The following is a 26586-nucleotide window of genomic DNA, read 5'->3' as shown; positions in this document are numbered from 1 at the left end:
CGCGTGACGGGGCCATATGCCGATCGGCCGACGCGCGGCATCATCGCGCGGTGTGGGAAAATACGCGCTTTCCGCCAGTTTTCGCGTTATGGATTCCGCATTCGACCGGGCGTATGCCGCACACCGCGCGGGCCGCCTCGCCGAGGCCGAGCACGGCTATCGCAACGCGCTCGCCTCCAATCCCGCCGACGCCGACGCGCTGCATCTGTTCGGCGTGCTACGGCACCAGCAGGGCCAGCACGCCGAGGCGGCCGATCTCGTCGGCCGCGCCGTCGCGCTGCGGCCGGGCGATGCCGCGCTGCAGCTCAATCTCGGCAACGCGCTGAAGGCGCTCGGCCGGCTCGACGAAGCAGTCGACCGCTTTCGCAACGCGCTGACGCTCGCGCCCGAATTTCCGCTCGCGCACTACAACCTCGGCAACGCGTATGCGGCGCTGCAGCGCCACGACGATGCGATCGATGCATTCGGCCGCGCGCTGCGGCTCACGCCCGACGATGCATCGATCCACAACAATCTCGGCAACGCGCTGAACGCGCTCGGCCGCCACGACGACGCGCTCGCCGCGTTCCGTCGCGCGCTCGAGCTGCGGCCCGGGCATGCGGGCGCGCACAACAACCTCGCGATGGCGCTGAACGCGATGGGCCGCGCCGACGACGCGATCGCGCACTTCCAGGCCGCGATCGCCGCGCAGCCGCGCTTCGTCGCCGCCCATTTCAATCTCGGCAACACGTTCGATGCGGTCGGCCGGCATGCGGAGGCGGCCGCCGCGTTCGAAGCCGCGCTCGCGCTGCATCCGCCGTTTCCGCTCGCGCTGTTCGGGCTCGCGAACGCACTGAGCGCGCAGGCCCGCCACCGCGACGCGCTGCCCTACTACGAGCGTGCCGTCGGTCTCGACCCGTCGTTCAGCCTGGCCTGGCTGAATCTCGGCAACGCACATCACGCGCTCGGTGCGCACGAGATGGCGCTGCGCGCGTTCGACCAGGCACTGCGCGTCGCCCCCGATCTCACACTGGCACGGCTGCACCGCGCGGTCACGCTGCTGACGCTCGGCGACTTCACGCGCGGCCTGCCCGCCTACGAAGCGCGCCACGACACGCCCGGCGCGACGCCGCTCGGCACGCTGCCGCGCTGGCAAGGCGAGCCGATTGCGTCGCGCACGCTGCTGATCCGCGCGGAACAGGGCTTCGGCGACACGCTGCAGTTCGTCCGCTTCGTGCCGCTCGCCCGCGCACGCTGCGCGCGCGTCGTGCTCGAAGTCCAGCCGGAACTGGTTACGCTGCTGGCGCCGGCCGCGACGCGCTGGCGCGTGACGCTCGTCGCGCTGGGCGCGCCAAGACCGCCTGCCGCGGATGTCGCGTGCACGCTGATGAGCCTGCCGTTCCTGCTCGGGCTTCAGACGAAGGAGGACATCGTCGCGGGCTCGCGCTACCTCGACGCGCCCGACGGCGCCGGCCGGCGTTTTCGCGGCTCGCTCGGCGGCCAGTCGAAGCGCAAGTTCGGCCTTGCGTGGTCGGGGCGCCGGCAGGCGCAGGAAAACCGTTCGATGCCGTTCGACGCGCTCGCACCGCTGCTCGCGCTGCCGGACATCGACTGGATCGTGCTGCAGCCCGCACTCGACGACGACGAACGCGCGCGCGTCGACGCGCATCCGCGCGTGCATCGGCTCGACGGCCGGCTGAACGACTTTGCCGACACGGCCGCGCTGATCGATCGGCTCGACGGCGTCGTCACGATCGATACGGCGGTCGCGCACCTGGCCGGCGCGCTCGGCAAGCCGCTGTGGGTGATGCTGCCGTTCGCGCCCGACTGGCGCTGGTTCACCGGCGACGACTGCCCGTGGTATCCGCAGGCCAGGCTCGCCCGCCAGCCCGCGCCGGGCGAATGGCACGACGTGGCGGCCGCGGTCGCCGGCATGCTGCGCGAAGCCTGAACGCAGACGAACAAAGGGAGCGCGCCGCGCTCCCTTTTTCATTGCATGGTGTGCGGCCGGCGCCGCGCGTCATACCGCTGCCGGTCAGGCCGCCTTGTACTGGTTGCGCGCCTCGGCCGTGCGATACAGCACGAGTGTCGCGATCAGCCCGCAAATCGCGGCAACGCTCAGCCACAACCCCGGCGCCGCCTTGTTCCCGGTCTGATGAATCAGCAGCGTCGAGATCGCAGGCGTAAAGCCGCCGATCGTCGTCGCCAGGCTGTACGCCAGCGAGAAACCCGCCGTGCGCACGTCGGCCGGCATCACTTCGGTCAGCGCGACGACCATCGCCCCGTTGTACGACGCGTACAGGAACGACAGCCACAGCTCGACCGCGAGCAGCCGCAGGAACGACGGATCGCCGACGAGCCACAGCACGGCCGGGTAGGCCGTCAACAGCGTCAGCACCGTGAACGCGATCAGCACCGGGCGGCGACCGATGCGGTCGGACAACGCACCGGACAGCGGCAGCCATACGAGATTGGAGATCCCCACGCAGACGGTCACGACGAGTGCATCGAGCGACGACAGGTGCAGCACTTCCTTGCCGAACGTCGGCGTATAGGCGGTGATCATGTAGAACGACACCGTCGTCATGATCACCATCCCCATGCCCGCCACCACGATGCCCCAGTTGTCGAGCATCGAACGCATGATCTCGCCCATCGTCGGACGATGACGCTTCGCGAGGAACTCGTCGGTCTCCTTCAGCGAACGACGGATCAGGAACAGGAACGGCACGATCAGGCAGCCGATCAGGAACGGAATGCGCCAGCCCCACGCGGTCATCTCCTCGGCCGGCAGTGCGCGGTTCAGCAGCACGCCGACGAGCGCGGCGAACACGACGGCCACCTGCTGGCTGCCCGACTGCCACGACGTATAGAACCCCTTGTGCCCCTTCGTCGCGATCTCCGACAGGTAGACCGACACGCCGCCGAGTTCGACGCCGGCCGAGAAGCCCTGCAGCAGCCGGCCGAGCAGCACGAGCACCGGCGCGAGCACGCCGATCGTCGCATAGCCGGGTATCGCGGCCACCGCGAGCGTGCCGATTGCCATCAGCCCGAGCGTCAGGATCAACCCCTTGCGGCGGCCGTGATGGTCGATGTACGCGCCGAGCACGATCGCGCCGACCGGCCGCATCAGGAAGCCCGCACCGAACACCGACAGCGACAGCATCAGCGACGCGAATGCATTGCCGCTCGGGAAGTAGGTTTTCGCGATGGCCGACGCGTAATAGCCGTAGACCATGAAGTCGTACATTTCCAGGAAGTTGCCGCTGACGACCCGGAACACGGTGCGGAATTTCGATTCCTGCGCTATGGCGTGTGACGCTGTGGACATGTTTTTCTCGCTCAGCTCGGATGGCGCGAATCCGCGCCGCATGGATCCGACGACGCACGCGGCGCCGGGCCGGCGCGCACGGGCATCGCTGCCCGCCAGCGGCGCACCGCGCAACGACGCGCGCACCGGCATGGTTCGCGCATCATGCCACGCCAACCCGACATTTGCCTTGTGTCGCCCCTGCCGGTGCGGTCGCGGCGCTCTCCTCGTACGAGTCGTCCCGAAACGGCAGCAAAAATCAGATTGATCTGATCGACCGGCCTTCGCCGGCTGACGACAATGTCTCGATTTGCGACGACATATCCGCGCCGCACCGGCACGGTTGCCCGTGTCGCATGGCGCACCGCCCTCATGACCCCATCGCCCCTCGTCCCCGTTGCAGGCGCACTCGCCCGCCCCCGCGTCGCTCCGCTCGATCACGTGCCGTCGCTCGGCCGCGACTGGACCTTCCGCGGCGCCCCCGGTGCGCGGCCCGGCAAGCACTGCCTCGCGACACTGACGACGTCCTGCATCGACGTGGACCGGCCGCACCGCGCGTGCCACTGGAAGCCGCTGTCCGTCACGGCGTCGGCACCGACGCGTGCCGGGTCGCCGGTGGCACTGCCTGCCGCCGCGGCCCCGTGCTCCCGCCGTATCGCCGGCGGCTTTCGCGACCGGCGTGCGAAGTACGCGATCTGCTGGAGTATCGGCGCGCTCGGCATCATCGGCTGGCTGATTGCCGCATATGAACCGATTGCAGGGTTCGGGCCTGCCTACGCGATTCACGCGGCAGGTGACGTACCGGATCACGCTACGTCGTCGTCCGGGGCCGTGCGGGTCGCTGCGGTTCAGCCGCGTACGTCGACGAGCGCGCCTCCGCAGCGCAAGATGGCCGCGCCTGTCGCGACAACGGCCGAGCCACTGCCGGCCACGCACCAGGTCGCGCGTCCTCCGGCATCGCTTCGTCCAAAGGCAACATCCGGCGTGCCGCCGACCGCCACTGCCACTGCCGCATCGCCTCGTTCGAGCGGCAAGCGCATGGCGACGGCGCCGGTCCGAACACCAACCGTGATGCGGATGGCCACACGGCCGCCGATCCGCGACAACACGGTCGACACCCGCACCCGCGAGCGGCTCGCCGCATTGCCGCGTGCAACCGGCGACATGCGCGACACGCTCGATGATCCGCTCACGCTGATCGCGATGGCGAGCGCGCTGCGCGCTACCGAGCCTGTCCGCGCATCGCACGCGCCCGCCACCGGTGTGGACTGGACGGCGCAGCTGTCCCACCGCCGCCTGACCGATACGCCGGACGCATTCGCGCGCTGATGCCCGGCCATAAAAAAACCCGGCGAAGCCTGCTTCGCCGGGTTTTGCTCGTCTCTGTGTCCGTCTGACGATTCGTTACTTGTGCGCGGGCAGCCCCGTCTCGGTCTGCTTCTCGAGCTGTCGCACCTGCTCCTGCAGATCGCGCAGTTGCACCTGTGCAGCCCGCTTCTCGACCTGCAGCGCCTGCGCCTGCTCCTGCGCCGAGCGCTGCCGCTGCGCGACTTCAGCCTGCTGGCTGCGCGCAACGCTCAAGTCGGCCTGCAACTGCTGCGCACGATTCGCCTGCAGCGCGATCACGCGCTCGAGAAACGCCTTCTGCGCCTCCAGCTCGGTGCGGCGGATCTCGATATCGGCGAGTTGTACGGTCTGCTGAACGAAGTTCGCGTACACCATCTCCGCGCGGGTCTTTTCCTGCGACCGGATTACGCGCCACAAATGCTTGTCCTGGAACAGCGCGACGTAGTACGTCATCTCGCGCGGGTCGAACATCAGGCTCGCACCGTAGCTGCCGTTGTACGTCGTGCGCATCTCGACGATCCGGCCGTCGTGCAGCATCTGCGTCAGCTCGGCGACGTTGCCTTGTGCGGAGGCATCCGGCGCCGCCGTGGCGGATGCCGCCGTGTCGCCGCGCAGGCTCGTGACCGCCGGACGCGTTCCGGCGGCGGGCGCCGTCGCGTCGGCGGACCAGGCCGCACCCGCTTGCGCGCAGGCAGCCAGCGCAACGATCCACGTGGCGCATCGTGCAGGGGAAAAATTTCGGAAAGCCAACGTCAGACTCCGGCAAACGAATCGGAACTCGCGATTATCGTTCAAAACGAAACGGCCGCATCTCGAATTTGTCGGGATGCGGCCGGCCTTCGTACGACGCGAAGCATGCGGCTTGCTATAGGCGGGTTTCGCGCGCCGCGCGCAGGAATGCATCGAGCAGCGGCGTGCAGTCGAGCAGCTCCGACCCGCCGGCCCGATGGAACTCGGGGTGCCACTGCACGCCGACGACGAACGGCGAACGGCGATGGCGAATGCCTTCGATGATCCCGTCGCCGGCCGACACTGCCTCGATGTTCAGATCGCGACCGAGATCGCGGATCGCCTGATGGTGGATCGAGTTGACGATCGCTTCGCTGCGCCCCGGGAACATGCTCGCAAGCGTCGACGAATCCGGGAAGCGGATCGCGTGACGATGCTGGTCGTAATGCTCGCTCACGTGCGCATTCGCGGTCGGCACGTCGGTGGCGATGTCCTGGTACAGCGAACCGCCGAACGCGACGTTGATCAGCTGGCAGCCGCGGCACACGCCGAGCACGGGTTTGCCGGACTCGACGAACTCGTGCAGCAGCTCGAGCTCGTACATGTCGCGCACGCGATCGCCCGGCCATTCGGGGCGGGCGTCGGACGCGGCATAGGTTTGCGGCGATACGTCTGCGCCGCCCTGCAGCAGCAGGCCGTCGAGATGCTTCGCGTAGTCGCGCAGGCGGATGTTGCTCGGATGAATCATGCCCTGATGGCCGACGGTCGGAATCATGAACACGAGCACGTCGCGCGACATGACCCAGTGCGCGATCGATTCCTCGAGGTACTGGAGCGTCTTGCCTCTCAGCCCCTTCGCCCCCGGTTCCGGATGGAAGATCCGCGCCGACACGCCGATGCGCAGCGTGCGCTGCGTGATGCGCTGGCCGGCACGGTCGAACAGCCGGCGCGCGCGCGCGGCCACGATCCGGCCAAATACCGACCACGGCGTGTCGCTCTGCTTCAGATAGGCCGGCGGCGCATTCTGCGCGCTCGCGGGCGGCGGGCGCGGCGTGTCGAAATCAGGCTGCGCGCCGAAACCGGGTGGCGGCGTGCCGGCCTTCGGCGGCGCGGCAGCAGCAGCCGCACCATCGATGGCGGCGCCGGTCGCCCCGGGCGCGCCCGGCTCGGATGCAGCCGTAACCGGTGACGCGCCGTCGGCAGCGACGTTCTGCGCGGCGGCCTGGGTGGCCGGCGCATCGGGCGCTTTCGCCGGATCGGTACGGGGTGAATCGGAAGAAACGGAGGAGGTGCCGGGCAGACCGGCCGGGGAAGGCGTGTTTTCGCTCATGACGATGGTCTGGTACGTCGCTCACGCGTATGGATAAACGAAGATTCATTATGCTTCAGCGCACGATCGAGCGGCAAACCTGCAACATCCTGTCGATATTGTTGCAAGTCGACGGCAAACTGCGTCGGGGAGCGTTCCTGCCCGCGCGCCGGCCAGGCTGATGCGGCATCGCCGGTACTGGACATCAGTGATATATCACAATAATATCCACGCATCGTCCACGCTTCCCGACCGCCAGCGCCATGATCGCGCCCCGTCCGGCCGCCGCGCCGCACCCCGCATGAATGTCCTCGCCGACGTCACCCACGAGCACCCGGCCGCACCGACGGCCAGCCTCGCCGACCGCGCATATGCGCTGATCCAGCACGACATCATCACGATGCGCCTGAAGCCCGGCGCCGCCCTCAACGAAGCCGACCTCGTCGCCCGCACCGGCATCGGCCGCACGCCGGTGCACCAGGCCGTGCATCGGCTCGTGCTCGAAGGGCTGCTGTCCGTGATGCCGCGCAAGGGATTGATGGTGCAGCCGCTGTCGCTCGACGACATCGTCGCGGTGATCGACGTGCGGCGCATCAACGAAGCACACTGCGCGGAACTCGCCGCGCGCCACGCAACGCCTGACGATCTCGCGCGCCTGGCCGCGCTGCTCGACGACGGGCAGGCCTGCGTCGACACGCACGACGTCGAAGGCATGATGGAACTCGACCGCGCATTCCACCAGGCGATCGCCGCGGCCGCGCGCAATGCGGTCCTCGCCGACATCCTGCGCGGGCTGCATGAGCGCTCGCTGCGCTTCTGGTTCGTCACGCTGTCCGAACCTCACCATCTCGCCGACGTCCAGCATGAGCATCGCGAACTGTTCGATCGGCTGTCCGCGCGCGACGCCGCCGGTGCACGCGCGGCCGTTGAAAGTCATATCGATTCGTTCCGCTCCACGCTTCTTCAACATCTTCGCCCCTGAGCCGCCCATGACCACTTTCACGCCCTTCCCCCCGCTCGCCCAGCTCGCCGCCGACCTCGCCGCCGGCCGGACCACGAGCCGCGCACTCGTCGACACCGCGCTCGACCGGATCGCCGATCCGTCGGGCCAGGGCGCGGTCGTCTTCACCGAAGTCGATGCCGACAACGCGCACGCGGCCGCCGACGCGCACGACCGGCTGCGCGCCGCGGGCACCGTGCTGTCGCCGCTCGCGGGCATCCCGGTGTCGGTCAAGGACCTGTTCGACGTCGCGGGTCAGGTGACGCGCGCGGGTTCGCGCGTGCTCGACGGCGCGCCGGCCGCGCGCACCGACGCGGTCGCGGTCGCGCGGCTCAAGCGCGCAGGCGCGGTGCTGGTCGGCCGCACCAACATGAGCGAGTTCGCGTTCTCGGGGCTCGGGCTGAATCCGCACTTCGGCCATCCGCGCTCGCCGTACCACCGCGACGTGCCGGGCGACGCGCGCATTTCCGGCGGTTCGTCGTCCGGCGCGGCCGCGTCCGTCGCCGACGGGATGGCCGCCGTCGCGCTCGGCACCGACACGGGCGGCTCGATCCGCATTCCGGCCGCCCTGTGCGGGCTGACGGGCTTCAAGCCGACCGCGAGCCGGATCCCGACGCAAGGCGGCGTGCCGCTGTCGACGACGCTCGACTCGTTCGGCCCGATCGGCCTGACGGTCGCCTGCTGCGCGCTCGTCGACCGGATGCTCGCGGGCCTCGAACCGCACGTGCCGGCCGCCCGGCCGCTCGAAGGCGTGCGGCTCGGCGTGCTGACGAACTACGTGACGGACGGCGTCGATGCCGACGTCGCGGCCGCGCTCGACGCCGCGCTCAAGCATCTCGAAGCCGCCGGCGCGATCGTCACGGAAGTGCGCTTCCCCGCGCTCGACCGGCTGCCGGACGTCAACCGCTTCGGCTTCTCGCCGATCGAGGCCTACGCGTGGCATCGCCCGCTGCTCGCCAAGCACCGCGACCAGTACGACCCGCGCGTGCTCACCCGGATCCTGAAGGGCGAACCCGCGAGCGCGGCCGACTATCTCGACCTGCTCGCCGCGCGCACGGCGATGCTCGACGAAGCGGCCCACACAGTCTGGTCGCGCTTCGATGCGCTCGTCGCGCCGACGGTGCCGGTCGTGCCGCCGCGCATCGCCGAACTCGAAGCGGACGACGATGCCTTCACGCGCACCAACGCGCTGATCCTGCGCAATCCGAGCGCGTTCAACTTCCTCGACGCGTGCGCGTTGTCGCTGCCCTGCCATCCGCGCGACGCGGCGCCGGTCGGGCTGATGCTCGCGGCCGCACCGCACCGCGACGACGCGCTGCTCGCGATCGGCCAGGCGGTCGAGGCCGTGCTGAACACGATCCGCTGAGCGCCGCCAGCCGGGCGCCGACGGGCAGGACGCGCGGTGCGGCAGGTTGCCGCACGCGCGCTGTCAGTTTCGTGCCAGACCGTTCGCGCTAAAATCGCGCGATTGTTTTCCGGACCGACCACGAGGAACCCCGCCGACATGAACGACTACACGCTCGCCATCCGCCGCGAACGCCGCCTGCTGATGCTGCTCGGATGGGTGTGCATCGCCCTGCTGGCCGGTGCGCTCTACCTGCAGTACGTGAAGAACGAAGATCCGTGCCCGCTGTGCATCATCCAGCGCTACTTCTTCTGCGCGATCGGAATCTTCGCGTTCCTGGCCGCCGGGATCCGCAACTGGCGCGGCGTCTGGGTGCTCGAGCTGCTGATCGCGATCGCCGCGGCCGGCGGTGTCGGCACGGCCGCCCGGCATCTGTCGATCCAGATGAATCCGGGCTTCAGCTGCGGCTTCGACACGCTGCAGCCGATCGTCGACAGCCTGCCGCCCGCGCAGTGGTTCCCCGGCATGTTCAAGGTCGCCGGGCTGTGCGAGACGGTCTACCCGCCGATCTTCGGCATCCTGCTGCCCGGCTGGGCGCTGATCGCCTTCGCCGTGATCCTGGTCGCGGTCGCCGCGAGCCTCTGGCGCCATCGCCGCAAGCTCGTGGCCTGACCGGCCGGTTTCGCACCGGCCTGCGCGCGGCCCGTTCGCTCGGCCGCACACTACCGCCGGCCGGTGACCGCCCGGCTCCGGAGCGCCGCCGGCCCAGCCCGGCGAGCCGCATCCGGCCCGTCAAGCGTAAACACCTACCCCGCCGCCGCCCGGGTCTCCGGGCGAACGCGCATCGCGCGAGCTCCGCGCCCAGCCCCGCCACGCCTGCGTTTCGGCCCGATGTGCGCGCATTGGCGCCCCGATCCCGCGCGGCGGGCCTATGATCGACATGATCGCCTCCTGATAGCCCGGATCACCGCCTGGCGATGTTCCCGTCGCCTCGCGGTGTTATCTTCGTGACTGGATGGCGATCTACGTGCGCGAGGCCAGGCGGTCTCACCACCCCTGCGTAACGCGCGCCCGATCCGCAATGTCGACTGGATTCATCATGACAACGCAAACCATCCGCATCCGTCACCCTCATGGCGTCCGCGCATCCGGCGGTGCCGTCCGCGCGCGCCGTTCGCGCGCTGCCGCCGCACTGCATCGGCCGTGCGGCCGGCCCGCCTCGCTCCCGTCCGTCATCGTTGCCGCCACGCCCGCCAGCCCGCGCCGCGTGTCGTGCCGCGTCGTCCCGAACGGAGCGTGCTGATGGAAGCCTGGCTCGGCGATCTGCAGCAACTGCTCGCGCATGGCGAAGCGGCCGTGCTCGTGACGGTCGCGCATACCGACGGCTCCGCGCCGCGCGAAGCCGGCACCAAGATGCTCGTCACGCGCGACACGGCCCGCCATACGATCGGCGGCGGTCATCTGGAATGGAAGGCGATCGAGATCGCGCGGCATCTGCTGAAGGATGGCGCGCACGTGCCGCACGCGCGCCGGCTCGAACGGCTCGCGCTTGGCCCGAGCCTCGGCCAGTGCTGCGGCGGCGCCGTGGTGCTCGCGTTCGAGCGGCTCGATGTGGGCGATCTCGGCTGGATCATGTCGCTCGCGAAGCGTGTCGCGGCCGGCGCCGCGACCGTGCGTAGCGTATCATTCGGCCCCTCGCCGGGCGCGCCGCTGTTGAGCGAGCCCGAATCGGAAGCCGCGCGTGCCGACTGCCTGCTGTGGGAAACCGGCGGCGTGTCGCTGATGACCGAAACGATCGCGCCGTATGCGTTCCCCGTCGTGCTGTTCGGCGCCGGGCACATCGGCACCGCGCTCGTGAAGGTGCTGGCGACGCTGCCGTGCCACGTGCGCTGGATCGACGGGCCCGATGCGGTGTTCCCGCCGGCTGACGCGCTCGCCGGCATCGGCAACCTCGCGATCGAGGCGGCCGCTGCCCCGGCCGACGCGGTCGACGCCGCACCGCCGCAGTCGTACTTCGTCGTGATGACGCACGACCACGCACTCGATTTCGTGCTGGCCGAGCGCATCCTGCGGCGCGGCGACTATGCGTACTTCGGGATGACCGGCTCGCACGCGAAACGCATGCAGTTCGACCATCGCCTCGCCGCGATCGGTATCGACCCGGCCCAGGTCGCGCGGATGCGCTGCCCGATCGGTGTCGAAGGCATCATCGACAAGGCGCCCGAAGTGATCGCGATCTCGGTGGCTGCGCAATTGCTGCAGGCCGTCGAGGCAAATGCGAATGCAAACGCGTCCACGCAGGCTTCCCCTACCTACTGACCGACCAAGAACGACGCCATGACCCCGACATTCAAGGACAAGATTGCCCGCGCGCCGAAAGCGGAGCTGCACATCCATATCGAAGGCTCGCTCGAGCCCGAACTGATTTTCGCGCTCGCGCAGCGCAACGGCGTGAAGCTCGCGTACGACTCGATCGACGCGCTGCGCGCCGCGTACGCATTCACCGACCTGCAGTCGTTCCTCGACATCTATTACGCCGGCGCGAGCGTGCTGCTGACCGAGCAGGATTTCTACGACATGACGGCCGCGTACTGCGAACGCGCGCTCGCCGACAACGTCGTCCACACCGAGCTGTTCTTCGATCCGCAGACGCACACCGAGCGCGGCGTGCCGATCGAGACGGTGGTCGCGGGCATCGAGCGTGCACTCGCCGATGCCGAGCAACGCGGGCTGTCGAGCAAGCTGATCCTGTGCTTCCTGCGCCACCTGTCCGAAGAGGACGCGCTCGCGACGTTCGAATCCGCGCTGCCGCTGTTCGAGCGCTATCGCCATCGCCTGATCGGCGTCGGCCTCGACTCGTCCGAGCTCGGCCATCCGCCGACGAAGTTCGCACGCGTGTTCGAGAAGGCGCGCGCGCTCGGGCTGAAGCTCGTCGCGCACGCAGGCGAGGAAGGCCCACCCGCCTACATCTACGAAGCGCTCGACGTGCTGAAGGTCGACCGGATCGACCACGGCGTGCGCAGCATCGAGGACGCGGCACTCGTCGAGCGCCTCGCGAAATCGCGCACGGCGCTCACCGTCTGCCCGCTGTCGAATCTCAAGCTGTGCGTGTTCGACGACATGGCGAAGCACACGCTGAAGGCGCTGCTCGATCGCGGCGTCGCGGTGACGATCAACTCCGACGATCCGGCCTATTTCGGCGGCTACGTCAATGAAAACTACTTCGCGACGGCCGAAGGGCTGCAACTCACGGATGCCGAAGTCCATGCGGTGATCCGCAACGGCTTCGAGGCGTCGTTCATCGAACCGGCGCAGCGCGACGCGCTGTACGCGCGCCTCGACGCGTACTGGCAGGCCGCGTGACGGCCGGCATCGAGGAACGCTGACAGATGAAACACGGCAACGGCATCCGCTTCGCGACCACCGACCCGGCCTTGCGCCGGGACGAGCGCGTGCGTGAGCGCGCGGCGACGGCGCTGTGCGTCGTCGCTCGCGCGTGCCTGCCGTCGCGATTCGCCGTTTCGCTCGCGGCCGCATCGGTCATGAGCGCAACGGCTGCGAGGCCCGCCGGCAACCACTCGCTGGCGGCTTCGGCCGCCACGTTCGCCCGCGCAATCGCATCCGGTCGTGCGGCACGGAGCGTGCCGCACCGCCCGCCAGGCGCCGCCTTGCCGTCGTGCGGCGTCGCCCGTTTTCTTCTGTTCGCCTTACCTTGATGCAGGACCATTCGTCATGACGCAAACCGCTTTCCGTTCCCAGCTGCTGACCTTCAACGGCGACCCGGCGCAATCGAGCCAGGCCGCGAACTACGAGACCGACGGCCTCCTGGTCGTCGACGACGGCAAGGTCGTCGCGGCCGGCCCGTACGCGCAGCTCGCCGCGACGCTCGCGCGCGACGCGATCGTCCATGACCTGCGCGACAAGCTGATCGTGCCCGGCTTCATCGACACGCACATCCACTATCCGCAGACCGACATGATCGCGTCGCCGGCGCCGGGCCTGCTGCCGTGGCTGGACAAGTACACGTTCCCGACCGAGCGCCAGTTCGGCGATCCCGAGCATGCGCGCGAAGTCGCGGATTTCTTCGTCGACGAACTGCTCGCGTGCGGCACGACCAGCGCACTCGTCTACTGCACGGTGCACAAGCAGTCGGCCGATGCGCTGTTCGCGGCGAGCGACGCGCGCGACCTGCGGATGATCGCGGGCAAGGTGCTGATGGACCGCAACTGCCCCGAATTCCTGCGCGATACCGCGCAATCGGGTTATGACGACAGTGCCGAGCTGATCGACCGCTGGCACGGCAAGGGCCGCCAGATGTACGCGCTCACGCCGCGCTTCGCGCCGACGTCGACCGAGGCGCAGCTCGAGGCGTGCAGCGAACTCGCGCGCCGCCATCCGGACGTGTTCGTGCAGAGCCACGTCGCGGAAAACGTCGACGAGGTGAAATGGGTGGCCGAGCTGTTCCCCGGCCATCGCAGCTATCTCGACATCTACGACCGCTACGGGCTGCTGCGCCCACGCGCGGTATACGGCCACTGCATCCACCTCGACGACGAGGACCGCCGCCGGATGGCCGAGACGCGCACCGTCGTCGCGCACTGCCCGACGTCGAACTTCTTCCTCGGCAGCGGGCTGTTCGATTTCGACAAGGCCGGCGAATACGACGTGCCCGTCACGCTCGCGACCGACGTCGGCGGCGGCACGTCGTTCTCGATGCTGCAGACGATGAACGAGGCGCACAAGGTCGCGCGGCTGTCGGGCCACCACCTGAGCGCGACGCGGATGTTCTGGCTCGCAACGGCCGGCGCCGCGCAGGCACTCGACCTCGCCGATACGGTCGGCACGCTCGCACCGCGCACCGAGGCCGACTTCGTCGTGCTCGATCCGCAGGCCACGCCGCTGCTCGCGCGCCGCACGAAACGCGCGGATTCGCTCGAGGAACTGCTGTTCGCGTTCGCGCTGCTCGGCGACGACCGCGCGGTGTACCGCACCTACGCGGCCGGCCAACTCGTCCACGAGCGCGGCGCGGCACGCCGCCCCGCCGCATAACGACCTGCCGGGGTTCGCCCCGGCACGCGCGGGCCTCCACCGCCGCGCGTGCCGGGCCGCCGAGACTGCCGTACGCCGATCCCGCCCCGACTCCGGGCACAGCGCCCGCCAACCGCTTTCCCGCGCGCAACGCGCCGTGCTAGAATTCGCCGCTCATTGGGGAGTAGCCGCTCCGCTCGATGTCCCGCGCTCCCGGCGCGCATCGTGACGGAGGCGTCCGTCAACAGACTTGGCCGTACGGCCATGGCGGACGCAGCCACCTAGGCCTGGCGAGACCGATGGTTCACAGCGCGCCGCATCAGGGCCCGGCGCGCGGTGGATCGTCGCTCGCACGCACAACATCGGCCCGTGGAACCCCATACGTGTCCCAAGCCTTCCTGATCTCCACCGGCGCCGTCGCCCTCGCTGAAATCGGCGACAAGACCCAACTGCTTTCCCTCGTACTGGCCGCGCGCTATCGCAAGCCGGTGCCGATCATTCTCGGCGTGCTCGTCGCGACGCTCGTGAACCACGGTTTCGCCGGCGCGCTCGGCGAGTGGCTCGGCGTGCTCGTCACACCGTCGATCATGCGCTGGGCGCTCGCGTTCTCGTTCATCGCGATGGGGTTGTGGATCCTCGTGCCGGACAAGCTCGATGCCGACGAAGCCAATGCCAACCGCTCACGGCTCGGCGTGTTCGGTGCGACCCTCGTCGCATTCTTCCTCGCGGAAATGGGCGACAAGACGCAGATCGCGACCGTCGCGCTGGCCGCGCGCTTCCAGGACTACCTCGGTGTCGTGGCCGGCACGACGTTCGGGATGATGCTCGCGAACGTGCCCGCGATCCTGCTCGGCGACCGCTTCGCGCACCGCCTGCCGACGAAGCTCGTGCACGGGATTGCGGCCGTGCTGTTCGTCGTGCTCGGCGCGCTGGCGCTGCTGGGTATCGGGGTCTGACGGAAGGGCATGGCCGGCGCGGCCGGACGGCCGCGCCGAGAGGGATCCCGCGTTACTTCGCGGCAGCGGCACCCGACGCGGGCGCGGCCGGCACCACGCGTTCGTTGGCCGCCGGCGCCGCCGGGCCGCCGCGCTTGTCGACCGGCAGCCGGACCGAGCGAACCGCGCCGTTGGACAGCGGGAAATCGGCGAGCGCACTGCGCGCGAGGAACGGCATCGCGTACAGCAGCGTGCCGTTGTCGCCGGTCGTGCGCGCGGACACGTTGTACACCTCCTTGCCCGTCGCGCGCTCGGTAATGCGGATGCCGAGCGTGTAGTCGAACACCTGGTACGTCTGCGCGACGTAGCCGGCCGGCATCGGCCCCCAGGGACCCCACGGGCCCCACGGCCCGCGCCGCCAGTACGGCCCGGGCGCGAACCACGGATCGTAATAGACCGGCTGCGGCACCGTCACGAGATCGCTGCCGACCGCATAGGTCAGCCCGACGAGATACCGCGCCTGCGCCTGCGGCACCTGCCGGAACGCATACGTCGACAGCTCGTTTGCGACGATCGGCTCGTAGGTCGACTGCTCGATGCTGTTCTTCTGCGCCTCGGTGCGCGTGAACGCATAGGTGCGTGTCGCGTCGCTGCCGCTCCAGTCGGAGAAGGCCGTGACCTGGGTCGTCACGTAGCTGGTGCAGCCGGTCAGCAGCGCCACGCACAGCACCGCCGCCCAGCCCGCACCGCGTTGAATCCATTCGCGTTTCATGTTGATCCTCTTCGATCCGTCACCCGTTCGTCGCACCGCGCGAACCGTAACGGGATGCCGATAATACGCGGACTCCCGGAACCGGTAAAAAGTTCGCCCGGCACGCGGCCGCCAGCCTTTGTACAATGGCCCGGTTCGCCCGGCCCGTGCCACGGGCCCGTCCCCCACTCCACCGATCTCGACGACCATGTCCGACAACGCCTCCTCCACCGTGATCCGCCGCGCCGACTACACGCCGCCGGCCTTCCTCATCGATTCCGTCGCGCTCGAATTCGATCTCGCGCCGGCCCGTACGATCGTCAGGAATACGATGCGCGTGCGCCGCAATCCGGACGCCGCGCCCGCGCCGCACCTGGAGCTGATGGGCGAAGCGCTCGAATTCCTCGGCGCCTGGCTGGATGGCGCGCCGCATGGCGCCGTGCGTGCGCACGAACACGGGCTGACGGTCGAGAACGTCCCCGAAGCGTTCGAGCTGACGCTCGAAAGCGCATGCGCACCCGACCAGAATACGACGCTGTCGGGCCTCTATGTGTCGAGCGGCAACTTCTTCACGCAGTGCGAAGCCGAAGGTTTCCGCCGGATCACCTACTTCCTCGACCGTCCGGACGTGATGGCGTCGTATACGGTGACGCTGCGCGCCGACAAGGCCGCGTACCCGGTACTGCTGTCGAACGGCAACCTCGTGGATTCCGGCGACCTGCCCGACGGCCGCCACTTCGCGAAATGGGAAGACCCGTTCCGCAAGCCGAGCTACCTGTTCGCGCTGGTCGCGGGCAAGCTCGTCGCGATCGAGGAAACGATCACGACCGGCTCGGGCAAGGAAAAGCTGCTGCAGGTGTGGGTCGAGCCCGCCGATCTCGACAAGACGCGTCATGCGATGGACTCGCTGATCCACTCGATCCGCTGGGACGAGCAGCGCTTCGGCCTCGAGCTCGATCTCGACCGCTTCATGATCGTCGCGGTCGGCGACTTCAACATGGGCGCGATGGAGAACAAGGGGCTCAACATCTTCAACACGAAGTACGTGCTGGCGAACCCCGAGACCGCGACCGATACCGACTTCGCGAACATCGAATCGGTGGTCGGCCACGAGTACTTCCACAACTGGACCGGCAACCGCGTGACCTGCCGCGACTGGTTCCAGCTGAGCCTGAAGGAAGGCCTGACGGTGTTCCGCGACCAGGAATTCTCGGCCGACATGGCCGCGGGCGACGACCTCGAATCGGCGGCCCGCGCGGTCAAGCGCATCGAGGACGTGCGCGTGCTGCGCCAGCTGCAGTTCGCCGAGGACGCGGGCCCGATGGCGCATCCGGTGCGCCCGGAAAGCTACGTCGAGATCAACAACTTCTACACGATGACCGTTTACGAGAAAGGCTCGGAAGTCGTGCGGATGTACCAGACGCTGTTCGGCCGCGACGGCTTCCGCAAGGGGATGGACCTGTACTTCAAGCGCCACGACGGGCACGCCGTGACCTGCGACGATTTCCGTCACGCCATGGCCGACGCGAACGGGCGCGACCTCGCGCAGTTCGAGCGCTGGTACAGCCAGGCGGGCACCCCGCGCGTGTCGGTGCGCACCGCGTACGACGCGGCCGCGCGCCGCTACACGGTGACGCTCGCGCAGGGCTACGGCGACGGGTCGCCGGCCGCGCGCGAAACGCAGCAAGGGCCGCTGCTGATCCCGTTCGCGATCGGCCTGATCGGCCGCGACGGCCGCGACCTGCCGCTGCGTCTCGACGGCGAAACCGCCGCCGCAGGCACGACGCGCGTGCTCGACTTCACCGACACCGAGCAGGCCTTCACGTTCGTCGACGTGCCGGAACAACCGCTGCCGTCGCTGCTGCGCAATTTCTCGTCGCCGGTGATCGTCGAGTACGACTACAGCGACGACGACCTCGCGTTCCTGCTCGCGCACGACAGCGATCCGTTCAACCGCTGGGAAGCCGGCCAGCGCCTCGCGACCCGCGCGCTGCTGACGCTCGCCGCGCGTGCGGCCGCGAACGAGCCGCTCACGCTCGGCGAGAACTTCGTTGCCGCATTCCGCCGCGTGCTGACCGACGCGACGCTGTCGCCGGCATTCCGTGAACTCGCGCTGACGCTGCCGTCGGAAACCTACCTCGCCGACCAGATGGCGGAAGCCGATCCGGCCGCCGTGCATCGCGCACGCCAGTTCGTGCGCCGCCAGCTCGCCACCGCGCTGCGCGCGGAGTGGCTCGCCGCCTACGAGCAGCACCAGACGCCCGGCGCCTACGAACCGACGCCGGAGGCCTCCGGCCGCCGCGCGCTGAAGAACCTCGCGCTCGCGTATCTCGCCGAACTCGAGGATCCGGCCGATGCGGTGCGCCTCGCGACCGCGCAATACGATGCGGCGAACAACATGACCGATCGCGCGGCAGCGCTCGGCGCGCTGCTGTCCGCCGCGGCCGCCGGCGCGACCGAACCGGCCGAACACGCGCTCGACGATTTCTATCGTCGCTTCGAGAAGGAAGCGCTCGTGATCGACAAGTGGTTCGCGATGCAGGCGGTGCAACGCGGCACGCCCGCGCAGCCGACGCTCGCGAAGGTCCGCAAGCTGCTCGCGCACCCGGCGTTCAACCTGAAGAATCCGAACCGCGCCCGCTCGCTGATCTTCAGCTTCTGCGCGGCCAACCCCGCGCAATTCCACGCGGCCGACGGCTCGGGTTACGCGTTCTGGGCCGAACAGGTGCTCGCGCTCGACGCGATCAACCCGCAGGTCGCGGCACGCCTCGCCCGCTCGCTCGAACTGTGGCGCCGCTTCACGCCGGCCCTGCGCGACCGGATGCGCGAAGCGCTCGAGCAAGTCGCCGCCGGCGCGAAATCGCGTGACGTGCGCGAGATCGTCGAGAAGGCGCTCGCGTAACGCCATCGCCCGCGTCGCGCCTGCGCGATACAGCCGGTGCCGCCCGTCGCGGCACCGGCTTTTTTATGGTGTGAAGACCGCTCGAACCGCACGCAATCGCGAGGGCCGACCGCGCCGCCCGCCGTTGGCGTCAAGCGCGTCCCGCCGGTTTCCAACCCCGGGAAACCGGGCCGGGACGGCCGCCCGGTCATGTAACCGGACGAAAAAAGCCGGTGGCACGGGAGGCGCGGCGGGTAAAATTGCGGCTATTCAAGGATTCTTTTGGCCTTCTGGAGTCTGTCATGTCCATTGCCCGCCGCACCACACTGTCGAAGTTCCTGATCGAACAGCAACGTGAGACCAACAACCTCCCCGCCGACCTGCGCCTGCTGATCGAAGTCGTCGCACGCGCGTGCAAGGCGATCAGCTACAACGTGTCGAAGGGCGCGCTCGGCGAAGCGCTCGGCACCGCCGGCAGCGAGAACGTCCAGGGCGAAGTGCAGAAGAAGCTCGACATCCTGTCGAACGAAATCCTGCTCGACGCGAACGAATGGGGCGGCAACCTCGCCGCGATGGCATCGGAAGAAATGGAAACGTTCTTCCCGATCCCGGCGAACTACCCGCGCGGCGAATACCTGCTCGTGTTCGATCCGCTCGACGGCTCGTCGAACATCGACGTGAACGTGTCGATCGGCACGATCTTCTCGGTGCTGCGCTGCCCGGACGGCAAGCAGGCCACCGAGGAATCGTTCCTGCAGCCCGGCACGGAGCAGGTCGCGGCCGGTTACGCGGTGTACGGCCCGCAGACGGTGTTCGTGCTGACGACTGGCAACGGCGTGAACTGCTTCACGCTCGACCGCGAAGTCGGCTCGTGGGTGCTCACGCAGAGCAACATGCAGATTCCCGAAGAGACGCGCGAATACGCGATCAACGCATCGAATGCGCGCCACTGGTACGACCCGGTCAAGCGCTACGTCGACGAACTGAACGCCGGCAAGGACGGCCCGCGCGGCGACAACTTCAACATGCGCTGGATCGCATCGATGGTGGCCGACGTGCACCGGATCCTGAACCGCGGCGGCATCTTCATGTACCCGGCCGACAAGCGCACGCCCGATCGTCCGGGCAAGCTGCGCCTGATGTACGAAGCGAACCCGATGTCGTTCATCGTCGAACAGGCAGGCGGCGCCGCGACGACCGGCACGCAGCGCATCATGGAAGTGCAGCCGACGGGCCTGCATCAGCGCGTCCCGGTGTTCCTCGGTTCGAAGAACGAAGTCGAGCGCGTGACGGGCTACCATCAGGAAAAGCAATAAATTTGCACTGCAGCACTAGACAGTGTCGCGCGACGTACGTAGAATCGCGGCTCTCGATGTGACCCCAACGGGTCGCATCGCAGTGAAACGAAGCGGGAAGTTTGCCGAATCGATGAGTTTCGCGAAACAGCAGCAGCAAGCTGAAAAAATTTCGCAAAACCTATTGCCAAGGTCTCAGATTTCACCTTATAATTTCGTTTCTCTGATGCCGGTGTAGCTCAGTTGGTAGAGCAGCGCATTCGTAATGCGAAGGTCGTAGGTTCGACTCCTATCTCCGGCACCAAGTTATAAAGGGCTGACAAGCAATGCTTGTCAGCCCTTTTCTCATTCAAGCGCCCAATCGTGCGCTGCCCTTCTTCCCCCGCGTCCGCTTCGCTTGCGGGCATCACCCGACTCCCGCGCCGCCCGCCGCCGATTACAATCGCCGGACCTCTCCGCCCTTTCCGAGCATCATGCGCACCTGGCGTCTCGAGCGACCGAACCTCACCGGGCAACTGGACGTGTCACGTGCGACGCGCCTTGTCGCCGCGATCGGCGGCAACGAGCCCAACGCATTCGCAGCCGAAGTGCTGAAGCTGTTCGACGATGCGCTGTCGGTCACGCAATGCACGATCTTCGCATACGAGTTCGGCAACCGTCCGCGCACGCTATCCGTCGCCGACCATCGCGGCGGCCGCTACCTGCGCGACGTCGCCGACACCTACGCGCGACACTTCTACGCGCTCGACGGCAACCAGACGATCGTGTCGAGCGCACCTCGCGGCACGCGCCGCCACGACCTGCTGCTGCACCAGCAGGCCGGCGACGAGATCGATCATGAAGCGTATCGAGCGGCCTGCTACCGCGGCCCCGACGTGTCCGACCGGCTGTCGTTGCTGATGCAGCCCAACGATGCGAGCTGGCTGTCGATCAATTTGTACCGCGCGCATCGCAGCGGCGCGTTCCAGCCGCGCGAGATCGCGGAGATCGAAGCGCTCGCGCCACTGATCGCGCAGGCCGCGAAGCATCACTACGCGCTCGCCGGTGCCGCGCAGATCGGGATCCCGCAACGGATGCTCGCGCGGCTGCGCAGCGCCTGCCCGGCGCTGTCCAAGCGTGAACTCGACGTGCTGCGCGGTGTGCTCGAAGGCCAGACCGCACAAGAGATCGGCGAGACGATCGGCGTGAAGGCGTCGAGCGTCGTCACGTACCAGAAACGCGCCTACCGGCGCCTGGGCATCTCGAGCCAGCGCCAGTTGTTCGCGCTCTGCCTGCAGCCCTGAACCGAACCGGCCTGCGATGACCGAATCGGGGTAAATCCCGGTCGACTTGCTGTACCCGGAATGGGGACAGCGGACTTCCGCCCGGCTTCCATACTGCTTCGACTGCCTGCACGCGTTGCCCCGGCGCGCGTGCACGTCGAACTGCCCTCCCCCGGAAGCCAACGATGGATATCGACTTCAAGCCCTACCCGTTCGTCGCCGAGCGCCATCCCGCGCATCTGCCGGCCTGCGACGACGGTATCGATCCACACCGGCATCGCGTAGCGATCGTCGGCGGCGGCCCCGTCGGCCTCGCCGTCGCGCTCGGTCTGGCGAACCACGGCATCCGCAGCGTGCTGATCGAGGCCGACGATGCGGTCTGCCACGGCAGCCGCGCGATCTGCATCTCGCGGCGCAGCCTCGAGATCATCGAGCGGCTCGGTGCGCTCGACGACTTCCTGCGCACGGGGTTGCCGTGGACCGGCGGACGCAGCTTCTACCGTCGCGACGAAGTGCTGCATTTCACGATGCCGCAGGACGAAAACCAGAAGCTGCCGCCGATGATCAATCTCGCGCAGTATCACATCGAGCAATTCCTGCTCGACGCCGCACTGCGCCGCCCCGAACTCATCGAGATCCGCTGGCAAGCGAAAGTCACCGGCGTGACCCGGCAACCGGACGGCGTGCGCCTGGACGTCGACACACCGCTCGGCGGCTACGCACTCGACGCCGACTGGGTCGTCGCGTGCGACGGCGGTCGCAGCACGATGCGCGAAGCGCTCGGCCTGTCGCTGCAGGGCACGAGCTACGAGGGCCGCTACGTGATCGTCGACATCGCGCTCGACAGCGACCGGCCGACCGAACGGCTCGCATACTTCGATCCGTCGTCAAACCCGGGCTCGACGGTACTCGTCCACAAGCAGCCCGACAACGTGTGGCGAATCGACTACCAGTTGCGTGACGATGAGGATCCCGAAGCGGCCATCAAACCGGAGAACGTGATCCCCCGCGTGCAGAACCTGCTCGACATGATGGGCGAGCACGGCGACTGGTCGCCGATCTGGATCACGATCTACAAGGCGAATGCGCTGACGCTCGAACGCTATCGGCACGGCCGCGTGCTGTTCTGCGGCGACGCCGCGCATCTCGTGCCGATCTTCGGCGTGCGCGGTGCGAATTCGGGCATCGACGATGCCGACAACCTTGCATGGAAACTCGCGTACGTGACTCGCGGGCTCGCATCGGACACGCTGCTCGACAACTACTCGGACGAACGCGTGTTCGCGACGCACGAGAACCTGCGCTACGGCACGAAGAGCACCGAGTTCATGGCGCCGCCGTCGTTTGCGTTCGACCTGATGCGCAAGGCCGTGCTGTCGCTCGCGGTCCGGCATCCGGCACTGCGCTCGCTGATCAATCCGCGCCAGACGACCGCCATCGCGTATGCGACGTCGTCGCTCAACGCAGCCGAACGCGACACGTTTTCGGCCGGCCCTGCGCCCGGCACGGTGCTCGCCGAATGTCCGCTGATGCGGTACACGGCGCACGGCGGCGGCATGCGCCGCGGCCACCTGACCGACCTCGTCGCCCCGCGCTTCACCGCGTTCTGCTTCACGTCCGACGGCGTACCCGATCCGACGCTCGCCGAGCTTGAACAGCGTCTGCAGGCAGCGCGGATACCGTTCGCGCTCGTCACGCTCGCGCGATATGCGGCGCCGCGGCAACCGGCCTGCGGCGGCCATGACGACGACGGCCGACTGTTCGACAGGTACGGCGCGCGCGACGGCACCGTCTATCTCGTGCGTCCGGACGGTCACGTACTCGGCCGCTGGCACGATGCTCGCGCGAGCGACGTAACCGCCGCGCTCGAACGCGCACTTCGCCCGGGCGCATCAACCGATCCTCAGGAGACCGCATGATGACGGACACCGAACGCGACACGCTCTACACCGACCTGTGCCGCACGATGACGCGAATCGGTGAAGCCGATGCGTCGCTCTTTCTCGCCCGCTTCGCGCTGCTGTCGATAGAAGCGATCGGCGAACCCGCGACCGTCGCACGGCTGATCGCCGACGCAGGCGACGGATTGCCCGACACGGGCATGCAGGCATCGATGCACGAACGATGACGCCGATGGCCGACCGGCTTCACCGGCGGTCTTTTCTTACAAATTCATTTCGTCGCGTATTGCCCGTGCGCGAGCCATGCCGTAGGTAGACAAATTCCCTGGAAAATCCCGTTAAGGGTGCATAACATTACTTAACGATTCCGACCCGTCTATCGCGTTACATTGCGTGGGCGGCGCGGCGGGTCGCGATGCCGCCTTCATTCAGCTTGCGGCGCACAGCCGACGTCCGGTCTTTCGACACCACTCAAGGAGAGGACAACCATGACTCATGGCTTGATAATGTGGCTCATCATCGGCGCGATCGCCGGCTGGCTTGCCGGCTTGCTCGTCAAGGGCGGCGGCTTCGGGCTGATCGTCGACATCATCGTCGGGATCGTCGGCGCGGTGATCGGCGGCTGGCTCGCCGGGATACTCGGCCTCAGCGTCGGCAGCGGCTTCATCGGTTCGGTGATCGTCGCGGTCGTCGGCGCGGTGATCCTGCTGTTCGTGATCCGGCTATTCAAGCGAGCGGCCTGACGCTTCTCTCCACGCGCCTTCGGGCGCGTTTTCGCATCAGGCCGGCGCGCGGCACGCTCGCCGCGCGCCGCCGGCCCGTTCAGCACTTCGCGCGCCGCAACCAGCCGTCGAGTATGTCGGCCGCCAGCAGTCCACTGCGCGCTTCGCGTGCATCATCGCGCCCGATCCACACGGTGCGCGGCATCTCCCCTCTCCATCCCGCTTCGAGCGCCGCGCGCAAACGCTCGGGCATCGGCTGGCGACGGCAACGCGCACCACAGCGCGCCGCCTGCCGCGAGCGATCTCACAGCGACCATTTCAGTTCTCCATAGAAAGTACGGCCCGGATACGGGTGGAACACGTAATAGCGGCGGTCCGTCAGGTTGTCGATGCCGAGCGACGCAGTCCAGTGACGGTCGACGCGGTAGCGCGCCTTCAGGTCGACGACCGTGAACGCGCTCGTGCCGCCGTAGACGTCCGGGTTCACGTCGCTGTTGTCGAGCGTGTTGAACTGGCGGCCCGAGTAGCGCACGCCGACGCTCGCGAGCCAGTGCTCGTCGAAGCGATACGACGCGAGCAGGTTCGCACGCATGCGCGGAATCCGCGGAAAGCGCGAGCCGACATACGCGGGATTCGCGGCATCGGCGAGGATCTGTGCATTGCTCGCCGACACGTTCGCGTCGATCGCGAGCCCCTTCAAACCGACGTTCTCGCCGCTGAACGCGAGCTCGACGCCGCGCACGCGCACGCGATCGACGTTCGAGATGTTGGTCACCGTCGTCGCGCCCGACACCGTCGTCTGGCTGTAGATCGAATCGCGCAGGTCGCTCTGGAACACGCTGGCACGCACGACGCCGACACCGACGTCGCGTTCGGCCGTGAAGTCCCAGTCGATCGCCTTTTCCGGCCGCAGGTTCGGGTTGTTGTTGACGATCGCGTTGTTCGAGATCGTGCCCTGGAACAGTTCGCCGACCGTCGGGAAACGCGTGCCGGTCGCGAACGACAGCCGGAAGCGCCAGACGTCGGTCGCATCCCATTGCAACGCGACCTTCGGCGACAGCGCATTCGCGCTGCGGTCCGCATAGCCGAGCGTGCCCGTTGCATTGCCGAGCGCACCGCCGTACGCATCCCAGCGCTCGTAGCGCAGCCCCAGCGTCGCGAGCCAGCCCGGCGCGAAGCGCCACGCGTCCTGCCCGAACAGCGCCTGCGTGCGCGTGTCGCCGCGATAGACGCTCGACAGCGACGTGGTCGGCCCTGCCAGCCAGTCGGCCGTGTTGTACGTGACGTTGCGCAGGAAGTAATTGTCGTAGTGATAGCCGAACGTGAACGTGTGGCCCTTCACTTCCGGCGCCTCGGCCTTCAGGTCGAGCGTGCGCCAGCCGGTGCCTTCGCCCTGGAACAGCGTGCCTGCGCCGCCCTGCACGGTCGACGCCGAGCGTTGCACGTCGCGCGACACGTCGTACGCAGACACGACGCCCGACAGGCGCCAGCCGGAATCGAGCCGGCCATTCAGGCCGAGCGCATACAGCCAGTTCTCCTGGTCGCCGCGCTGCGGCGCGAACGCGTTCGGCGCGACGGTCATGTTCCGGCCGCCGATCGACACGTTGCCGCCGTAGACTGGATTGCCGGCCGCATCGCGCAGGAAGGTTTCGCCGTGCTGCCGGTAATGGTTCTCCCAATGTCCGAGCGTGAGCGTTGCATCGACGTGATCGGTGAACGCATAGCCCATCCGCACCGTCTCGTTGAGCTGCTCGGTCCGCTCGATCGTCTGCGCGCCGACGATCGTCCGCGGCTTGCCATTGGGCCCGATGTCGGTCGCGGCGCCCGTCACGGGCACGGCGGCGCCGAGCTTCGGGTTGTATGCCGAATTGGGGCTCGCATACTGCATCGGCTGACCGTTGTTCTCGAGCCGGTCGAGCGACAGCGCGAACCAGAACCGGCCGACCCGGTTCGCGATCCGTGCGGTCTGGTGATTGCCGCCGAAACTGTCCGCGAATCCGTAGCCGTCGTGATAGCGCTGCGTGAAGAACTGCGTCGACAGCGACGCCTCGAGCTTTTCCGGGCGGCGCGTCGTGAGCAGCACGGTCGAGCCGATCGAGTTGCCCGGATACAGCGCTGAAAAGGGGCCATAGAGCACGTCGACGCGCGCGATATCGTCCGGCGGAATCAGCGACCACCGCGGCGGATACGCGTAGCTCGAGCCGAGCAGGTTCGACAGCAGCACGCCGTCGGCGTAGACGAGCCCGCGCGCGCTCTGCAGTTCGTTGAAGTCGCGGCCTGCGAACACGCTGTTGCGGTCGCCGATATAGCGCTTGCGGACCATCAGGTTCGGCGCGTACTTCAGCGCGTCCTCGGTGGTGACGTTGGTGTGCGACTCGATCTGCTCACGCGTGATCGACGTGACGACGGCCGGGGTATCCGGATCGACCGGTTGCCGCTGCGCGGTCACGCTGACGGCGCTCAGCGTTTCGCCGGCCGCCGGCGCCGGCGCCGGCGGCGCGATTGCGACGGCCGAAGCGGGAGCGGCGGCATCGGCGGCACGCTCCACGCCACCGCGCGCGGCAGCGCCGCGTGCAGCGTCGGTCGAGGCCGCATGGGCGGCAGGCCACGTGAAAGCGACCGCGCATGCGAGCGCGAGCCGGCCGCGCGACGGCCGCGCGGCGAAGGGAGAGGACATGAGTGAATTCCTGAAAACGTGATCGGACGCCGCCGGACACGAGCGCGCGCCGCGCCCGGACGGCGCGGCACGCGGCCCGGCCGCGGACGGCACGCGCGCCACCGGGGCGCGCGGA

General features: G+C 68.3%; 21 protein-coding genes, 1 tRNA gene, 1 pseudogene and 1 riboswitch. Of the genes and pseudogenes, 17 read left to right on the top strand and 6 right to left on the bottom strand.

Annotated features, from left to right (window positions below; translation table 11 throughout):
- The first annotated feature begins 88 nt into the window (after positions 1–88).
- Positions 89–1930 (top strand): tetratricopeptide repeat protein, encoded by a 1842-nt coding sequence (locus CFB40_RS05250; RefSeq protein WP_438820230.1) that lies wholly within the window; start codon positions 89–91, stop codon positions 1928–1930.
- Positions 1931–2014: 84 nt separating this feature from the next.
- On the opposite strand, the gene CFB40_RS05245 is transcribed toward CFB40_RS05250, so the two are convergent.
- Positions 2015–3310 (bottom strand): MFS transporter, encoded by a 1296-nt coding sequence (locus CFB40_RS05245; protein WP_089425864.1) that lies wholly within the window; start codon positions 3308–3310, stop codon positions 2015–2017.
- Between the two features lie 351 nt (positions 3311–3661).
- Between CFB40_RS05245 and CFB40_RS05240 the strand changes: the two genes are divergently transcribed.
- Positions 3662–4618, top strand: a complete 957-nt coding sequence (locus tag CFB40_RS05240; RefSeq protein ID WP_089430756.1) for a hypothetical protein — start codon at positions 3662–3664, stop codon at positions 4616–4618.
- Positions 4619–4693: 75 nt separating this feature from the next.
- On the opposite strand, the gene CFB40_RS05235 is transcribed toward CFB40_RS05240, so the two are convergent.
- Both CFB40_RS05235 and CFB40_RS05230 read right to left on the bottom strand, forming a co-directional pair.
- A complete protein-coding gene (locus CFB40_RS05235; protein WP_089424769.1) occupies positions 4694–5386 on the bottom strand; it encodes a DUF2968 domain-containing protein in 693 nt (230 codons plus the stop codon).
- A 115-nt stretch (positions 5387–5501) separates the two neighbouring features.
- Positions 5502–6695, bottom strand: a complete 1194-nt coding sequence (locus tag CFB40_RS05230) for a gamma-glutamyl-gamma-aminobutyrate hydrolase family protein (protein WP_089424768.1) — start codon at positions 6693–6695, stop codon at positions 5502–5504.
- Between the two features lie 280 nt (positions 6696–6975).
- Between CFB40_RS05230 and CFB40_RS05220 the strand changes: the two genes are divergently transcribed.
- The 8 genes from CFB40_RS05220 (at position 6976) to CFB40_RS05175 (ending at position 15003) form a co-directional block, all read left to right on the top strand.
- Complete coding sequence (locus tag CFB40_RS05220; protein ID WP_089424767.1) at positions 6976–7656, top strand: GntR family transcriptional regulator; 681 nt, start codon at positions 6976–6978, stop codon at positions 7654–7656.
- Positions 7657–7663: 7 nt separating this feature from the next.
- A complete protein-coding gene (locus CFB40_RS05215; protein WP_089430755.1) occupies positions 7664–9040 on the top strand; it encodes an amidase in 1377 nt (458 codons plus the stop codon).
- A gap of 138 nt (positions 9041–9178) precedes the next feature.
- The gene (locus CFB40_RS05210) at positions 9179–9691 is read left to right on the top strand and encodes a disulfide bond formation protein B (RefSeq protein WP_089424765.1); all 513 of its coding nucleotides are present in this window, start codon (positions 9179–9181) and stop codon (positions 9689–9691) included.
- 630 nt (positions 9692–10321) lie between these two features.
- A complete protein-coding gene (gene xdhC, locus CFB40_RS05200) occupies positions 10322–11338 on the top strand; it encodes a xanthine dehydrogenase accessory protein XdhC (RefSeq protein WP_089424763.1) in 1017 nt (338 codons plus the stop codon).
- A gap of 18 nt (positions 11339–11356) precedes the next feature.
- Positions 11357–12382: an adenosine deaminase gene (locus CFB40_RS05195; protein ID WP_089430754.1), complete on the top strand. Its 1026-nt coding sequence runs from the start codon at positions 11357–11359 to the stop codon at positions 12380–12382.
- A 26-nt stretch (positions 12383–12408) separates the two neighbouring features.
- Positions 12409–12735, top strand: coding sequence for a hypothetical protein (locus CFB40_RS05190; protein ID WP_256976554.1), 327 nt, complete (start codon positions 12409–12411; stop codon positions 12733–12735).
- Positions 12736–12751: 16 nt separating this feature from the next.
- A complete protein-coding gene (guaD, locus tag CFB40_RS05185; protein ID WP_089430753.1) occupies positions 12752–14068 on the top strand; it encodes a guanine deaminase in 1317 nt (438 codons plus the stop codon).
- 146 nt (positions 14069–14214) lie between these two features.
- A riboswitch (yybP-ykoY riboswitch) is annotated at positions 14215–14352 on the top strand.
- A gap of 78 nt (positions 14353–14430) precedes the next feature.
- Positions 14431–15003 carry a TMEM165/GDT1 family protein gene (locus CFB40_RS05175; protein ID WP_089424760.1) on the top strand — a complete coding sequence of 191 codons (573 nt, stop codon included), beginning with the start codon at positions 14431–14433 and terminating at the stop codon, positions 15001–15003.
- A gap of 52 nt (positions 15004–15055) precedes the next feature.
- Here the strand turns inward: CFB40_RS05175 and CFB40_RS05170 are convergent, their stop codons facing one another.
- Complete coding sequence (locus CFB40_RS05170; protein ID WP_089424759.1) at positions 15056–15754, bottom strand: DUF4136 domain-containing protein; 699 nt, start codon at positions 15752–15754, stop codon at positions 15056–15058.
- A gap of 187 nt (positions 15755–15941) precedes the next feature.
- Here CFB40_RS05170 and pepN point away from each other — a divergent pair, with 187 nt between their 5' ends.
- From pepN to CFB40_RS05135, 7 genes are all read left to right on the top strand, one after another.
- On the top strand, positions 15942–18635 hold the full coding sequence (gene pepN, locus CFB40_RS05165) for an aminopeptidase N (protein ID WP_089430752.1): 2694 nt from the start codon (positions 15942–15944) through the stop codon (positions 18633–18635).
- A 281-nt stretch (positions 18636–18916) separates the two neighbouring features.
- A complete protein-coding gene (locus tag CFB40_RS05160) occupies positions 18917–19930 on the top strand; it encodes a class 1 fructose-bisphosphatase (RefSeq protein ID WP_069247404.1) in 1014 nt (337 codons plus the stop codon).
- Positions 19931–20137: 207 nt separating this feature from the next.
- Positions 20138–20213 (top strand) — tRNA-Thr (locus CFB40_RS05155).
- A gap of 169 nt (positions 20214–20382) precedes the next feature.
- Positions 20383–21192 carry a helix-turn-helix transcriptional regulator gene (locus CFB40_RS05150; protein WP_089430751.1) on the top strand — a complete coding sequence of 270 codons (810 nt, stop codon included), beginning with the start codon at positions 20383–20385 and terminating at the stop codon, positions 21190–21192.
- A 164-nt stretch (positions 21193–21356) separates the two neighbouring features.
- On the top strand, positions 21357–23090 hold the full coding sequence (locus tag CFB40_RS05145) for an FAD-dependent oxidoreductase (protein WP_089424756.1): 1734 nt from the start codon (positions 21357–21359) through the stop codon (positions 23088–23090).
- Positions 23087–23299, top strand: coding sequence for a hypothetical protein (locus tag CFB40_RS05140; protein ID WP_089424755.1), 213 nt, complete (start codon positions 23087–23089; stop codon positions 23297–23299). The genes CFB40_RS05145 and CFB40_RS05140 overlap by 4 nt, the downstream gene beginning before the upstream one ends.
- A gap of 261 nt (positions 23300–23560) precedes the next feature.
- On the top strand, positions 23561–23815 hold the full coding sequence (locus CFB40_RS05135) for a GlsB/YeaQ/YmgE family stress response membrane protein (RefSeq protein WP_089424754.1): 255 nt from the start codon (positions 23561–23563) through the stop codon (positions 23813–23815).
- Between the two features lie 79 nt (positions 23816–23894).
- Here CFB40_RS05135 and CFB40_RS05130 read toward each other — a convergent pair.
- Positions 23895–24053: pseudogene (locus tag CFB40_RS05130) on the bottom strand (TlpA family protein disulfide reductase); the annotation flags it as partial.
- 45 nt (positions 24054–24098) lie between these two features.
- Positions 24099–26471, bottom strand: a complete 2373-nt coding sequence (locus tag CFB40_RS05125; protein ID WP_089430750.1) for a TonB-dependent receptor — start codon at positions 26469–26471, stop codon at positions 24099–24101.
- Positions 26472–26586: the final 115 nt, after the last annotated feature.

Origin of the sequence: Burkholderia sp. AU31652, assembly GCF_002223155.1 — a bacterium.
Taxonomy (GTDB): domain Bacteria; phylum Pseudomonadota; class Gammaproteobacteria; order Burkholderiales; family Burkholderiaceae; genus Burkholderia.
Note: the sequence above shows the minus strand (reverse complement) of the source record. Positions and strands in the feature narration are given on the sequence as shown.